Source organism: Kitasatospora sp. NPDC059577 (assembly GCF_042735475.1).
Classification (GTDB): Bacteria; Actinomycetota; Actinomycetes; order Streptomycetales; family Streptomycetaceae; genus Kitasatospora.
Window position 1 is genome coordinate 75,038 of the sequence record NZ_JBHWBZ010000020.1, and the last position, 14,898, is coordinate 89,935.

A 14,898-nucleotide genomic window follows, 5' to 3' on the forward strand; every position below is an offset into this window, starting at 1 on the left:
GCCCCCCCCGCGCCCCCCCCCCCGCCCCCCCGCCCCGCGGGGGGGGGGGGGCGGGCGCCGCGCCGCGCGCCGGGGGGGGGGGGGGGGGGCCCCCCCCGCCCCGCTGATCCCCCAGAGCCTGGCCGTTGCGGTTCACCACCAGGAACAGTCCGGCGGGCGTGAACGTCAGGCCGACCGCCACCCGGACGCCGTTGTCGAAGTAGTGTTCGCTGACACCCCCCACCCCGGGGTGGGTGAGCGCGAGGAGCGACCAGACCGCGGCACACAACAGCGTGCTCCCGGCGGCCGCAAGGGCCGCCGAAACCCCGGCACCGGCGACGCCGATCCCTCTCATCCGCCTCAGTCGGCCTCAGCCGGGGACGGCGGCTGCTCGTCGGCCGCGGTGGCGGTGTGGATCGGGCCGTCGGTCCGGGTGAGCGACCGACCGGTGCCGCCCCAGCGGGCGGCGATGATCTCGGCGGCGACGGAAACCGCCGTCTCCTGCGGCGTGCGGGCACCGAGGTCGAGCCCGGCGGGGGCCGACATCCGAGCCAACTCCCCTTCTTCCAGGCCGGCTTCGCGCAGACGGGCCAGCCGATCGCGATGGGTTCGGCGCGAGCCGAGCGCGCCGATGTACGCCAGTTGCGGCAACCGCAGCGCGGTGACCAGCAGCGGCACGTCGAACTTGTGGTCATGGGTGAGGACGGCCACCACCGTACGGCCGTCGATCCGGCCCTCCGCGGCTTCCTCGGCCAGGTACTCGTGCGGCCATCGCACCACGACCTCGTCCGCGTGCGGGAAGCGGGAGGCGGTGGCGAATACTGCCCGTGCGTCGCACACCGTGACGCGGTAGCCGAGGAAGGACCCCAACTCGGCGACCGCGGCGCCGAAGTCGATCGCACCGAATACCAGCATGCGCGGCGGTGGGACGAACGACCCTACGAACACGGACAGTTCGCCGAGCTCGGTGAGCTCCTCACCGTCCAGGCAGCGGCCCACGGCGTCATAGTGGCGCAGCGCTGTCGTGCCGTGTTCGAGCAGGCCGCGGACGTCGAGGCCCACCGTGCGGTCCAGCACGGCGGAGCCGAGGGTGCCGGAACCGCGGTCCGGCCAGACGACCAGGCGGCTCCCGAGCGCGCCCGGGCCGTCGTCCGGGCCGGTCACCACGGTGGCCACCGCGACGGGCTCGCCTGCGCTCAACGACGTCACCACGTCCGGCAGTTCGGGGAAGGTTCGGCTGGACACGGGTTCGACGAAGATCTGGATCGTGCCGCCGCAGGTCAGCCCCACCTCGAAAGCGTCGTTGTCGCTCACCCCGTACGACCGCAGCACCGGGCGTCCCGAGATCCGGACCTCCTCGGCCTCTTCGTACACCGCGCCCTCGACGCAGCCGCCCGAGACGCTGCCGACCACGGTGCCGGAGGCCGACACCGCCATCGCCGCACCCGGCCGGCGGGGCGCGCTCCGGAAGGTGCTGACCACGGTGGCCAGCCCGAAGCTCTCGCCCGCGCGGTACCACGGGTACACCTCGTCCAGGATGTCACGCACGGTATCCCCCTTGCGGACGTCGGCGGGCCCGGCGCAGCCGACGCGCGACCCCGAGCAGGATCAACCCGGCGAGGACGATCGGCAGCAAGCGCTTGGCCACCGGTCCGCGGGCCGCAGCGAGCAGGTCCAGCGGCTCGCCCTCCGACGGGGCGGCTTGCGGCTCCCTCACGGGTGCGGCCGGCCCGGCGGCGGGTTCGGCAGCCGCGGGTTCGGCCGCCGGCTGCGTGGCCGGCGCAGCCTCGCCCCCGGTCTCGTGCTCGGCGGCCAGCCGCTCCTCCAGGCAGGCCGTGAACCGGTCCAGCAGCTTGCGGCTGATGTCCGTCATGACGCCCTTGCCGAACTGGGCCACCTTCCCGGTGATGCTGAGCCGGGTCTCGACGGTCACCCGGGTGGCGTCGCCGTCCGGGGCCAGCCGTGCGGTGATGTGCGCGTCGGCGTTGCCCTGGCCGTGTGTGTCCCGTCCGGAGGCGGTGAGCCGCACGGTGTGGTTCGCCTCGTCCAACTCGTCGAACGCGGCAGTGCCCCGGTACTGCACGGTCACCGCGCCGACCCGCACCTTGACCGTGCCGTGGAACCGGTCGCCGTCGACCTCGGTGAGCTGCGCCCCCGGCATGCACGGGGCAATCCGCTCGACGTCGGTGAAGAGCTCCCAGGCCGCTTCCATCGGCAGACTCACGCGGAACTCGTTGGTGAACTCCATGTGGACGGGCCTCCTTGCCCGGATCTACCCGGTTCCCCGGGATTCCGGCCGTCGACGTACGTTCCAACGACGACCGGCCACCCGGCGATTCCCGCCGGAGCCGTCTCCGGTCAGCTCCACAGGCTCACCCGGACGGTCGGCCGATAGTGGTCCACCGGTACGCCGGCGGCCCGTGCCAGCAGGCTCCGCACGGCGGCGGGCGTGGTCACGAACCGGAACAGCGCGGACGCGGCCGGTGAGCGCCGGTCGCCGTGCAGGGCGGCGGCTCGCAGCACGCCGTTGACCGGGGTACCGGGGACGGCGACCACCGTGAGAGTGCCGTGGCGCAGCTCGTCCCGGACGAGGTGGAGCGCGGCGAGCGACAGCCCGTCGCCGGCGACGGCCGCGCCCAGTGCTGCGCTGGCGCTGGGGAAGACCGACGCGCCGGCGTCGCCGACGCCGTGCCGCGTCAGGAAGGCGCCGCCGGGCGTCCCGGGGTCGAGCCCGCCCGGGCCGAGCAGCCAGTGCTCCCGGGACAGCCGGTCGATCGGCAGGTGCAGTCGGGCGGCGCCGATGTGGTCCAGCCGGGCGCCGACGTACCGCGGCGAGGCAACCACCACGAGCTGGATGCGTAGGAACGGGATGTGCTCGAGAGTGTCCGGCCTCGGCGGTGCGGCGACCGCTCCGGGCTCGGCGGCGACCGGGCTGATCGCGACATCCGCGCGCCGGTCCAACAGCAGCTCGCCGAGCGCGGTGGACGGCACCGCGAGGATGGTGGTCTCCACACCCGGGTGCCGCCGGACGAAAGCCTCCAGCAGCGGCGGAATGATCTGCTCGGCGGTCGTCTCGGTGGCGGCGACCCGCAGAGAGGAGCAGTCCGCGCCGGCCTGGCGGACCTGCCGGCGGGTCTCCTCGGCCAGGCCCACGATCTCGGCCGCGCCTGCGGCCAGCCGCCGCCCGCCGGGCGTCAGGGTGATCCCGCCCGCCGCCCGGACGAAGAGCCGGTCGCCGAGCTCGCGGCGCAGCACGGCGACCGCGCCCGAGACCGCGGGCTCGCTGACCCCGAGGGAGATCGCCGCGGCCTTGACCGAGCCGAGCCGGGCCACCGCGACGAAGGCCCTGAGCTGTGTGAGGGTCATCGCCGCCTCCCGCGTGAGCAGACCACCCCCGTATGTCAGCCGTGGACGGCTCTTAACCATTCCCTTCAGTCGGCGTTGACCCGGGTGGCCGGCGGGGCGACAGTGCGGTCGTGCGGTGTCCGGTCCTCACCGCGGGCCCGCCATCACCAGAGGCACTGCACCAGGAGGCGGTCGTGCAGGTTCCCGCATCATTCGAGTACCGGCGAGCAGAGAGCGTGGACCACGCACTCGCCCTGCTGGAGCGGTTCGGTGAGGAGGCCAGGGTCATCGCCGGCGGGCACAGTCTGCTGCCGATGATGAAGCTGCGCCTGGCCCGTCCGGGGCTTCTGGTCGACATCAACGACCTGCACGAACTGGACTACGTCCGGCAGGAGGGCGCGGAGCTGTGCATCGGCGCGCTCACCCGCCACCGCGACCTGCTGGAGTCCGAGCTGGTCGGCCGGCTCTTCCCGATCATCCACGACGCCGAACGGGTGATCGCCGACCCACCGGTGCGCAACCGGGGCACCATCGGCGGCTCGCTCTGCCAGGCCGACCCGGCGGAGGACCTGTCGGCGGTCTGCGCGGCAATCCGGGCAGTGGCGGTGGTGCTCGGCCACGGCGGGCGGCGCTCGGTACCGATGGCGGACTTCTACCAAGGGCCGTACGAGACGGACGTGGGGCTCGGCGAGATGCTGGTCGAGATCCGCGTGCCGATCCTGCCGAACGCCGGCAGTGCCTACGAGAAGGTGGAGCGCAAGACCGGAGACTGGGCCATCGCGGCAGCCGGCGCCGCCCTTTCGCTGGCGGACGGGCGGATCGGAACGGCCGGCGTCGGGCTCGCGGCGGTCGGTGTGTCGGCCGTCGGCTACCGGCGCGCCGAGGAGAGCCTGGTCGGCCGCGAGCCGTCCGAGGAGGCGTTCGCCGAGGCCGGCCGGATCGCCGCCGAGGACTGCGATCCGGTCACCGATACCCGCGGCACCGCCGCCTACAAGCGACACCTGGCCGGCGAGCTCACCGAACGCGCGCTTCGCCGGGCCGCCGAACGGGCCCGGCGGGCCGCGACCACGGCCTGAACGGACGGAAAGGACGCTCGCGATGCAGGTCACCATCAACGTGAACGGCGAGGACCGCACGGCCGAAGTGGAGGCCCGGCACCTGCTGGTCCGCTTCCTTCGCGACGACCTGGGCCTCACCGGCACCCACTGGGGCTGCGACACCAGTAACTGCGGTACCTGCGTCGTGCTGTTCGACGGCGAGCCGGTCAAGAGCTGCACGATGCTGGCGGCCATGGCGGCCGGACACCGGGTGCGCACCGTGGAGAGCCTGGAGACCGCGGATGGCCTCGACCCGGTCCAGCAGGGGTTCATCGAGCAGCACGGGTTGCAGTGCGGATTCTGCACACCGGGCATGATGATGACCGCCCGCGCGCTCCTGGACCGCAATCCGGACCCCACCGACCAGGAGATCCGCGAGGCCATCTCCGGCCAACTGTGCCGGTGCACCGGCTACTTGAACATCGTCCGCGCGGTCCGGTGGGCCGCGCACCACCCGGCGGAGGCCACCGTCACCGCCGATGCGAGCGCGGGGAGCACGCCATGACCGCCGTTCAGGAGACCGGGTCGGCGCCCGCGGAGGAGCGCCCGATCGGCTACGGGCGGCTGAAGCGCAAGGAGGACCCGCGGTTCGTCCGCGGCAAGGGACACTACGTGGACGACGTGCAGCTGCCCGGCATGCTGCACGGCGCCGTGCTGCGCAGCCCGCTGGCGCACGCCCGGATCGTGTCCGTCGACACTTCCGCGGCCGAGTCGCACCCCAAGGTCCGGGCGGTGATCACCGGTGCCACCCTGGAGGGGCTGGGCCTGGCCTGGATGCCCACCCTGTCGATGGACACCCAGGCGGTGCTGGCCACCGACAAGGTGCGCTTCCAGGGTCAGGAGGTGGCGTTCGTCGTCGCCGACGACCACTACGCGGCACGCGACGCCATCGAGCTGATCGACGTCGAGTACGAGCCGCTGCCCCCGGTGGTCGACGCGCGGCACGCGCTGGACGCCGACACACCGGTGATCCGGGACGACCAGGAGGGCCGCACGGACAACCGCATCTTCGACTGGGAGGCGGGCGACAAGGCGGCCACCGACGAGGTGTTCGCGCGTGCCGAGGTGGTCGTCGCCCAGAACATGCTCTACCCGCGCGTGCACCCGGCCCCGCTGGAGACCTGCGGCTGCGTGGCCGACATGGACCCGGTCGACGGCAAACTCACCCTCTGGTCCACCACCCAGGCGCCGCACGCCCACCGCACCCTGTACGCGATGGTCGCCGGGCTGCCCGAGCACAAGATCCGGGTGATCTCCCCGGACATCGGCGGCGGCTTCGGCAACAAGGTCCCCATCTACCCCGGCTACGTGTGCGCGGTCGTGGGCTCGATCCTCACCAAGAAGCCGGTCAAGTGGGTCGAGGACCGCTCCGAGAACCTGATGAGCACCGGCTTCGCCCGCGACTACCACATGAACGGCGAGATCGCGGCGACCCGCGAGGGCCGGATCCTCGCCGTCCGGGTCACGGTGATCGCCGACCACGGCGCGTTCAACGGGACCGCCCAGCCCAGCAAGTTCCCGGCCGGCTTCTTCCACGTCTTCAGCGGCTCGTACGACATCGAGGCCGCCCACTGCGCCGTCACCGGCGTCTACACCAACAAGGCGCCCGGCGGCGTCGCCTACGCCTGCTCGTTCCGGGTCACCGAGGCGGCGTTCCTGATCGAGCGGCTGGTGGACTGCCTGGCGGACGAACTGCACTCCGACCCGGCCGAGTTGCGGATGAAGAACCTGATCCGGCCCGAGCAGTTCCCGTACCCGAGCAAGACCGGCTGGGAGTACGATTCGGGCGACTACCCGGCCACGCTGCGCAAAATGCTGGATCTCGCCGACTACGACGCGCTGCGCCGCGAGCAGGCCGAGCGCCGGGCGCGCGGCGAGCTGATGGGCATCGGGCTGTCGTTCTTCACCGAGACGGTCGGCGCCGGGCCCCGCAGGCACATGGACATCCTCGGCCTCGGGATGGCCGACGGCTGCGAGCTGCGGGTGCACCCGACCGGCAAGGCGGTGGTGCGGCTCAGCGTCCAGAGCCAGGGCCAGGGGCACGAGACGACGTTCGCCCAGATCGTCGCCGAGGAACTCGGCATCCCGCCGGAGGACATCGAGGTGGTGCACGGCGACACCGACCAGACGCCGTTCGGACTCGGCACCTACGGCAGCCGCTCGACTCCGGTCTCGGGCGCCGCGGCGGCGGTGGTGGCCCGCAAGGTCCGCGACAAGGCACGGATCATCGCCGGCGCCATGATGGAGGTCTCCCCCGAAGACCTGGAGTGGGAGAAGGGCCGCTGGTTCGTCAGGGGTGACCCGACGGCCGCGAAGACGATCCAGGAGATCGCGCTCGCCGCGCACGGCGTGCTGGAACTGCCCGAGGGCGTGGAGGGTCATCTGGAGGCCACCACGGTCTACAACCCGCCCAACCTCACCTTCCCGTACGGCGCGTACCTGTGCGTCGTGGACGTCGACCCGGGCACCGGCGTGGTGAAGGTGCGCCGCTTCGTCGCGGTCGACGACTGCGGCACCCGGATCAACCCGATGATCATCGAAGGGCAGGTGCACGGCGGCCTCGCCGACGGCGTCGGCATGGCGCTGAGCGAGATCATCAGCTTCGACGAGGACGGCAACTGCCTGTCCGGCTCCTTCATGGACTACCTCGTGCCGACCGCACTGGAAGTGCCGGCCTGGGAGCTCGGCTACACCGTCACACCGTCCCCGCACCATCCGATCGGAGCCAAGGGCGTCGGCGAGTCCGCGACGGTCGGCTCGCCCGCAGCGGTCGTCAACGCGGTCATGGACGCCATCGGCGTCCGGCACGCGGACATGCCGCTGACCCCTGGACGGGTGTGGCAGGCGATGCACGGAGGCGTGGAGGCGCCGCAGTGAGTGAGCGAAGCGCGGCCGCTGATCACAAGGTGCGTGTGCGCGAAGCGCCCGCCGAGCCCCACGAGGTGGCCAGATGAGTGCCGGCCTTGCGTTCGAGCAGCGAATGGCCGAACTGATGCACAGTCAGATCCCCTTCGTCAAGGCCACCGTGGTGCGTGCGCTGCACCCGACCAGCGCGCAGCCGGGAGACACCGCGCTGGTCCTGGAGGACGGCCGGATCGAGGGCTTCGTCGGCGGGGTCTGCGCCGAGGCGACCGTCCGCCTGCAGGCGCTGCGGCTGCTGCACACCGGCGAGTCACTGCTGCTGCGGATCTCGCCCGGCGCTCCCGCGGAGCCACAGGAGGAAGGCGAGGCGGGCACCCTGCTGGTCGCCAACCCGTGCCTGTCCGGCGGCGAGTTGGAGATCTTCCTGGAGCCGCTGCGGCCCGACCCGGTGGTGCTCGTGCTCGGCGACACCCCCATCGGCCGGAGCCTGGTCGCACTCGGTGCCGGGCTCGAGTACGACATCCGGACCGCCGCCGAGGAGGTCACCGCGGAGGAACTCGCCGACGTGGCGGCCGTGGTGATCGCCTCCCACGGACGACAGGAGGAGGGGCTGCTGACCCGTGCCGCGCGGGCCGGGGTGCCGTACGTCGCGCTGGTCGCGAGCCGCCGTCGCGGCGCCACCGTGCTCGGCGGCCTCGACCTCACCGCCGAGCAGCGGGACCGGATCCACACGCCGGCCGGGCTGTGGATCGGCGCCCGCACGCCCGGCGAGATCGCCGTATCGATCCTGGCCGAGCTGGTGGCCTCGCGGCACGCCCTGTCGGTACACACCGAACACACCGAGGAGGCGACCGCCGAACCGGCTCCGCCGCCCGCCGAACCGCAGACCGCGCTCGACCCGGTCTGCGGCATGACCGTCGCCGTCGTCGCCGACACCCCGTACTCGGACGCCCGTGGGCACCGGCACTGGTTCTGCTCGACAGGCTGCCGCGACCGCTTCGAGGCCGAGACCGCCCAGCCCGCGGAGGCGCTGTGACCGGGGCCGCCATACCCGCGACGACCGAGTCGGCCCGGGCGGCAGTCGCGCGGGCCGTACCGGACCCGACGACCCTGCACGCCTCGCTGGACTCCGTCGGCTACCTCGCCGACCCGGGCCTGACCACCGCGCTCTACCTCGCGTTGCGCCTGCCCCAGCCGTTGCTGCTGGAGGGCGAACCCGGCGTCGGCAAGACCGAGGCCGCCCGTGCCCTGGCCGACGTTCTCGGCAGCCCACTGATCCGGCTGCAGTGCTACGACGGACTCGACGCCGCCGAGGCGCTGTACGAGTGGAACTATCCGCGCCAGTTGCTGAGCATCCGGCTCGCCGAGAGCCAGGGCGTGGCACTGGACGAGGCCGACCTCTTCACCGACGCCTTCCTGCTGCGCCGCCCGGTACTCGCCGCGCTGACCCACCCGGGCCCCATGCCCGCGGTGCTACTGATCGACGAGATCGACCGCGCCGACGACGACTTCGAGGCCTTCCTCCTGGAGGTGCTGGCCGAGGCCAGTGTCACCATCCCGGAACTGGGCACCGTGCGTGCCACCGTCACACCAGTCGTCGTACTCACCTCCAATCGCACCCGCGACCTGCACGACGCCCTCAAGAGGCGTTGCCTCTACCACTGGATCGACTACCCCGACACCGAACGGGTCGTCGAGATCGTGCGCCGCCGTGTCCCCGGGACCACGCTCTCGCTCGCGGCCGACGTGGCAGCGTCGGTACACCGGATGCGGACCCTGGAGGTCCAGAAGCCGCCCGGGATCGCCGAGAGCATCGACTGGGTCGGCGCGCTCACCCTGCTCGGCGTGGAGCGGCTCGACGACGCCGCCGCCGACCGGACCCTCGGGGTCCTCCTCAAGTACCGGGAGGACGTCGACCTGGTACGCGACCGCGGGCTCGCCTGGCTGGTCGGCAGACCCGAGAACTGATCCCCATGGCCGCACCGCCCGCCGGACTCCCGCCCTTCGACCGGCCCGCCTTCGCTGCCCGCTTCGGCGCCGCGCTGCACCGGGCGGGTGTCCCGGTCACGCCCGAGCGTTCGGGCCGCTTCCTCGACGTACTGCACCTACTACCGCCCGTGGACCGGCCGACGCTGTACTGGGCGGCCCGGCTGGCCTTCGTCACGGCCCATGAACAGATCGAGCCGTTCAACCGCGTCTTCGCCGCACTCTTCGGCGGACAGGCGGACCCCGCCGACAACAGGGGATCCCCCGACAACCCGCCGCTCCCGAGCCTCGAACCCGGACCCGGCGCACCCCCGGCCGCCCTCCCGACACCGCCACGCCCCGTGGCCGCGTCGCTGCCGAATGGAGCGCTCCACCGGGACGCCGACGACGAAGCGCGCGACCGGCCCACCCGCACCGGTGCGGAGCGGTTGGCCGGCAGTACCGCCGAAGCACTCGCGCAGCAGGACTTCGGCACCTTCGGACCAGGCGAACTGGCCCAGCTGGACCGCCTGTTGGACAACCTCGCGATCAGCCTCCCGCTGCGCCGCACCCGCCGTCGGGAGGCCGACCCGCAGGGGCGCCACATCGACCTCCGCCGGAGCCTGCGGCACAGCCTGCGAACCGGTGGGGAGACCGTCCGGCTGGCACGGTCGCACGGCCGGCTGCGCCGCCGACCGCTGGTGCTGCTGTGCGACGTCTCCAGCTCCATGGAGCCGTACACCCGCGTCTACGTGCGGTTCTTCTCCCGGCTGTGCGCACGGGCGGGGTCCGGGGTGGCCGCAGAGATCTTCGTCTTCGCCACCCGCCTGACCCGTCTGACGCCGGTGCTGCGGCACACGGCTCCGGATGCCGCACTGCGCCGGGCGAGCCGGGCCGCCCCCGACTGGTCCGGCGGCACGCTGATCGGGCGGGCGCTCGCGGAGTTCAACGACCGCTTCGGACGGCGCGGCATGGCCCGGGGAGCGGTGGTTGTGATCTTCTCCGACGGCTGGGAGGGCGAGGACCCGTCAGCCGTCGGCCGGGAGACGGCCCGGCTCAGCCGACTCGCCCATCGCATCGTCTGGGCCAACCCCCGTAAGGCTTCGCCCGGTTACGCCCCGCTCACCGCCGGGATCGCCGCAGCACTCCCGCACTGCGACGCCTTCGTGAGCGGGCACAGCCTCGCGGCGATGGCGGACGTCTTCGACGCCATCGCCGACCGCGAGCCATCAGCGGCAGAGCGAACCGGGCGAACCCGGTAGGCACTCGCGACACGCCCCTGGACCCACCCGTTCGCTTCGATCGGTGTGCGGGCGGGCTGCCGGGGTGGTCGACTCGGCCTGTCGGAGTTCGGCCGGTATCGAGGGAGTGCGGTATGGCGATCGTGGCGGTTTTCGAGCTGTCGGGGATGACCGAGGCTCAGTACGACAAGAGCGTGGAGAAGGTCGCAGGCCGTCCGGGACCGGTCAGGAGCCCGGAGGACTGGCCGGTGCCGGGACTCGTCTCGCACACCGCCGCGCCCACTGCGGACGGCTGGCTCGTCGTGGATGTATGGGAGTCGGAGGAGGCGTTCCGGGAGTTCGGAGAGGTCATCGTTCCGATCCTGAACGAACTGGGGGTTCAGAACCCGCAGCCGAGGATCTACCCGGTTCACGCCATGGTGACCCGATAGCCCTCCGAATCCGCGTAGGGCTGCGACCGCGTGTGCCGCCGCCGAGCCACGGAGGAGGAACCCTCCCACAAGCCCCCTGGCGCCTGCGTCACGGTGGCAGCAGCGTTCACCCGGTGACGAAGTCGCCCATCATTGCCATGTCCTCGTGCTCCAGGTTGTGGCAATGCAGCATGAACGCTCCTGCGTAATCGGTGAACCGGACGGCGACTTCAAGGCCCTCGGCCGGGCGCAGGTCGACGGTGTCCTTCCAGCCCGCATCGTACGGGCCGGGACCGGCGCCGTTGCGGGACAGCACCTGGAAGTGGTCCAGATGCAGGTGGATCGGGTGGTGGAAGTCCGTGACGAACCGCCAGATCTCCGTGGAACCCAGCCCGGGCCGGGCCAGCGCGCGCCCTGGCAGGTAGGGCAGACCGTTGATCGTCCAGCCGTCCGCGCTCTGCTGGAACACGAACGTCCGGGTGGCCACCGCGGCCTTCGGGTCGAGCCGCTCGACCCTGGCGAGCCGGTCGGGCACCGCGGAATCGTCCGGGACCGGCCCCGGGGTGACGTCGAACCGCATCACCTCGGCGGTGGTACCGCTGCCGAGGCGGTTGACCAACCGGACCCGGGTGCCGGGCCGGTAGCGGGAGAAGTCGACCACGGTGTCGAATCGCTCGGCCGGAGCGAGCTCCAACTCGTCGTGCCTCCGCGGCCGGCCAAGCAGTCCGCCGTCTCCCCCGATCTGCACCAGACCCCCGCCTCCGGGCGGCTGCGGGTCGAGCGCCAGCCGGTACCGGCGAGCGTTCGACGCGTTGAGTAGGCGCAGGCGATAGCGGGCCGGCCGGGTTTCCAGCACGGGCCAGGGTGCGCCGTTGACCAGGATGACATCGCCGAGAACGCCGTCCTTTTGGTCAACCAACTACCTTGAATGGTCGGCACGGCGGTCGGCAATCAGGTCCCGGTACCAGGTGTATGAGGCCTTCGGCGTGCGCACCTGCGTCTCGAAGTCGACATGCACGAGGCCGAACCTCTGATTGAACCCCTCGGCCCATCGAACAGGCTGTCATTCTACCCAGAAGCCCGTTCTCCATCTTCAATCCTCGCGCCTACTAGAGCAGTTGGAGACGACGGAAGCTCACGGTACCTCGGTGCAGGCGGCGTGCCCTCCGCAAGGAACAACGTCGAGGACCGCGAGCTGGCCGTCTCGATCACAAAGGACGCGGTCAAATCCCGGTGCCATTGGGCGACCGGCCTCGGGTCACGCTAGGTCAAGCAACCGCTCGTAAAGCCGTAGCCGCGGTGCACGTCGACCAGATGGATCTCCAGGCTCCAGTGGCATCGACCCGCACGGGGCGAGGGCGGCTGGCGGCATCGGCTGGCTGCGGGCGGTTGGGTCCCACGACGGCCCCGGACCTTTCACCATCCGTATCTCGACCGACTGGAGCAAGATCACCGACAACAGCCTGGAGCAGGTCCTCGGCCTGACCGACAGCGGGGTGGGCGGCTGGCGGAACCGCCGCCCAGCCGTACCCGAGGCCGAGGGAAGCCCCGGCAGGCGACGCGCGACCAACCCGCCGCGGACCGCACCGCCGGCGCAGGGGACGTCAGGCGTGGTGGCGCTGGACGAACCGCTGGCATCGGTGACCGGCCCGTCTCCCTGACGTGCGAGGACACGAGCAGCCCGGCCTACGCCGCGCGTCACGCCGTAGGTCAAGAATGAACTACGGCGTGGCGACTGACATCGCAATGACGGGCGTAGTGGTGCTTGTCAGGCTGGTGGTGGGGTGGCCAGCAGGGAGCGGAACTGTTGATGGCCGCGGGCGGCTGCGCGGTTGATGATGTCCTGGGCCAGTTCGGCATGGTCGGGATCCTGCAGGCCTGTGCGCAGCACAAAGTGCTGATATCGGCTTCGTGGAGGCTGGGGGTCCAGGGAGCCATCCTCTCGGACGGACCGGTCCGCACGAATCCCGGTTTGCCCCTGACAGCACACCGACGCCCCGGGCCGAGGGGTCTCGTCCCGGGGCGTCGTGGGTTCGCCGGCTCAGTGCTCGGCGGGCGGATCCTGGTGCCACTCGGAGTTCCGGTCGAACCGCAGGACGAGGAGCTTGTCCGCCTCCTGGTTCTGCGCGTGGTCGACGGAGCGGTAGAGCAGCCGGTGCTTGCCCTCGCCGGTCACCGGGATCGGACCGGTGTAGGTCTGCCAGCCCGTGCCGTCGAGGTTGTACTCGGTCATGGCGACGCCGGAGAGGTCGTCGGTGGCGGTGAGGACGACCCGCACCTCGCCCTGGTGGCCGCCGCCGTCCCTGTGCGGGTGGACGCCCGTCCGGGCGGTGGTGACCGGCGGGGTGACGTCCACCGGGAGGTCCATCGCCTCGTCCTCGGGGGTCGCCTCGTTCTCGAGGGTGGGCGCCGGGACGCCGGCCGCCTCGCCGCCGGAGTGGCCTACCGCGCCGCCGCGCAGCACGAGGGCGTTCCAGTCGTCGTGCCCGGCAAGGGAGGTCTGGAAGCCGTCACCGTTGATGTCGACGCCGACCGTGGTCTCGGAGATCCGGCCGTCGCAGTTCCAGTCCACGGCGGCCTTGTTCGACTGGACGGTGACGAACTTGCCGACCGTCCCGTCGACACCGGGGCAGAAGTGGCTGACGTCGTAGAGCGGGTTGGTCGGCGGGTAGACCCGCTCGTCCAGGGCGGCCTCGTTCAGCGACAGGTTCTGCCGCGAGTAGTCGAGGAGGCCCTTGGTCGTCCCCACGGTCAGGCCGAACTGGTAGCTGTAGTTCATCACGCTGAAGTACTGCGGCTCGTGGTTCGGAACGTCGGAGTTGCCGCTGTGCCGCAGGCCGAGGTTGTGGCCGAGCTCGTGCATCAGGGTGCCGGCCTGCTCGTCGACGGTGCCGACGTTGTTGGTGAAGCTCCCCAGGCTGACGATGAGGTCGCTGCCGGGCGTGCCGGCGGAGATCCCGCTGGAGCGGGAGCCGCTCTCCAGGTTGTGCGCGGAGATCGCGTAGTGGAAGATCGGTCCCCGCGCGGTGCTGCGGAAGCCGCCGGTGGCGTTCTTCAGCGCGGTGAACGCGTCCCACTGGTAGAGGCCGTTGACCTTGGTGCCGAGGTTGGTCGTCTCGGTGAGCTGCTTGGCCCGACTGAGGGTTCCCCAGGTGGTGTTGGCGGCGAAGTCCATGATGCTGTTGGGCCCGGCGTCGATGTGCAGGTTGATGCCGGTGCCGGTCTGTCCCCGCTTGGTGTACGGCGCGTTCTTGAAGGCGTCCACGACCTTCTTGATCGCGGCGGGGTCGATCGCGTGGCTGTGGGCGGTGTTGGCCATCCAGTCGAGCTGGACGAAGACGTCCGGCCGGTTGACGTCGGCGCCCATCGCCTTGAGGTCGATGAACTTGGCGGGGCTGCCGTCGCCCGGGTCGAGGGTGACGCCGTTGAGCTTCCAGGCGTCGGGGATGCCGTCACAGGTCTTGGAGTTGCAGTCGAAGGTCCAGCGAACGGGGGTGTTCTGGTCGGTGCCGCCGGTGTGGCTGATCACGTACCCGGTGGGCGCGGACTCGGTGTAGGCGTTGGCCCCGGTGAAGGGCACGTCCCAGCCGATCCGGGTGGTCGCGCCGTTCTCTCCCTGGACGGTGTAGTCGAGCGTGCCCTTCGTGCCGTACGCGGAGTTGCACGGCCCCACCGTCCAGGTGGCGGTGGTGCCGGCCTGGATCGTCGCGGGCGCGAAGGGGATCACACACCCCTCGGGCACGTTGATGGCGAAGCCGGTCAGGTCGCGGTCGCTCTTGTTCTCGAACTGCACCGACACGGTGCCGCCCACTCGGCGGGCGGCTGCGGCCGGAGTGACGGCCGCGGCGACGGTGAACAGGGCCAGGACCAGGACGAAGAGCGCCGCGAGCCCGCGTCGCCGGGGCGCCCCGGCGCCGCCCGGCCCGCCCGGGGCGCCGAGGGTACGATCTGCTGTGATGACGGGCAAGCTATGCGCGAGATTTAAAACACTCCCTAACG

Annotated in this window: 13 protein-coding genes and 1 pseudogene; 7 read left to right on the forward strand and 7 right to left on the reverse strand. The window is 71.7% G+C overall.

Going from position 1 to position 14,898, the window contains the following annotated elements; genetic code table 11:
- Window positions 1–339: 339 nt before the first annotated feature.
- From ACFV0O_RS18200 to ACFV0O_RS18210, 3 genes are all read right to left on the reverse strand, one after another.
- Window positions 340–1,527, reverse strand: coding sequence for an XdhC family protein (locus ACFV0O_RS18200; protein WP_380342569.1), 1,188 nt, complete (start codon window positions 1,525–1,527; stop codon window positions 340–342).
- Window positions 1,520–2,227, reverse strand: a complete 708-nt coding sequence (locus tag ACFV0O_RS18205; protein WP_380342572.1) for an SRPBCC family protein — start codon at window positions 2,225–2,227, stop codon at window positions 1,520–1,522. The genes ACFV0O_RS18200 and ACFV0O_RS18205 overlap by 8 nt, the downstream gene beginning before the upstream one ends.
- Window positions 2,228–2,337: 110 nt before the next feature.
- Complete coding sequence (locus ACFV0O_RS18210) at window positions 2,338–3,345, reverse strand: LysR family transcriptional regulator (protein WP_380342574.1); 1,008 nt, start codon at window positions 3,343–3,345, stop codon at window positions 2,338–2,340.
- Between the two features lie 173 nt (window positions 3,346–3,518).
- Here ACFV0O_RS18210 and ACFV0O_RS18215 point away from each other — a divergent pair, with 173 nt between their 5' ends.
- The 7 genes from ACFV0O_RS18215 to ACFV0O_RS18245 all read left to right on the forward strand — a co-directional run bounded on the left by ACFV0O_RS18215 (window position 3,519) and on the right by ACFV0O_RS18245 (window position 10,920).
- Entirely contained in the window at window positions 3,519–4,400 is an 882-nt protein-coding gene (locus ACFV0O_RS18215) for an FAD binding domain-containing protein (protein WP_380342576.1), read from the forward strand.
- Window positions 4,401–4,422: 22 nt separating this feature from the next.
- Window positions 4,423–4,926 carry a (2Fe-2S)-binding protein gene (locus ACFV0O_RS18220; protein ID WP_380342578.1) on the forward strand — a complete coding sequence of 168 codons (504 nt, stop codon included), beginning with the start codon at window positions 4,423–4,425 and terminating at the stop codon, window positions 4,924–4,926.
- On the forward strand, window positions 4,923–7,298 hold the full coding sequence (locus ACFV0O_RS18225; protein WP_380342581.1) for an aerobic carbon-monoxide dehydrogenase large subunit: 2,376 nt from the start codon (window positions 4,923–4,925) through the stop codon (window positions 7,296–7,298). Before ACFV0O_RS18220 ends, ACFV0O_RS18225 begins: the two co-directional genes overlap by 4 nt.
- Window positions 7,299–7,371: 73 nt before the next feature.
- Entirely contained in the window at window positions 7,372–8,319 is a 948-nt protein-coding gene (locus ACFV0O_RS18230) for an XdhC family protein (RefSeq protein ID WP_380342584.1), read from the forward strand.
- Window positions 8,316–9,251, forward strand: coding sequence for an AAA family ATPase (locus ACFV0O_RS18235; protein WP_380342586.1), 936 nt, complete (start codon window positions 8,316–8,318; stop codon window positions 9,249–9,251). Before ACFV0O_RS18230 ends, ACFV0O_RS18235 begins: the two co-directional genes overlap by 4 nt.
- Window positions 9,252–9,256: 5 nt before the next feature.
- A complete protein-coding gene (locus ACFV0O_RS18240) occupies window positions 9,257–10,510 on the forward strand; it encodes a VWA domain-containing protein (protein ID WP_380342589.1) in 1,254 nt (417 codons plus the stop codon).
- Between the two features lie 113 nt (window positions 10,511–10,623).
- Window positions 10,624–10,920: a hypothetical protein gene (locus ACFV0O_RS18245; protein WP_380342592.1), complete on the forward strand. Its 297-nt coding sequence runs from the start codon at window positions 10,624–10,626 to the stop codon at window positions 10,918–10,920.
- Window positions 10,921–11,026: 106 nt separating this feature from the next.
- Here ACFV0O_RS18245 and ACFV0O_RS18250 read toward each other — a convergent pair whose 3' ends face one another.
- From ACFV0O_RS18250 to ACFV0O_RS18265, 4 genes and pseudogenes are all read right to left on the reverse strand, one after another.
- Window positions 11,027–11,818 (reverse strand): multicopper oxidase family protein, encoded by a 792-nt coding sequence (locus ACFV0O_RS18250; protein ID WP_380342594.1) that lies wholly within the window; start codon window positions 11,816–11,818, stop codon window positions 11,027–11,029.
- A pseudogene (locus tag ACFV0O_RS18255) lies at window positions 11,819–11,950 on the reverse strand (family 1 glycosylhydrolase); the annotation flags it as partial.
- Window positions 11,951–12,667: 717 nt separating this feature from the next.
- A complete protein-coding gene (locus tag ACFV0O_RS18260; protein WP_380342597.1) occupies window positions 12,668–12,790 on the reverse strand; it encodes a hypothetical protein in 123 nt (40 codons plus the stop codon).
- Between the two features lie 150 nt (window positions 12,791–12,940).
- Window positions 12,941–14,866 (reverse strand): OmpL47-type beta-barrel domain-containing protein, encoded by a 1,926-nt coding sequence (locus ACFV0O_RS18265; RefSeq protein ID WP_380342600.1) that lies wholly within the window; start codon window positions 14,864–14,866, stop codon window positions 12,941–12,943.
- Window positions 14,867–14,898: the final 32 nt, after the last annotated feature.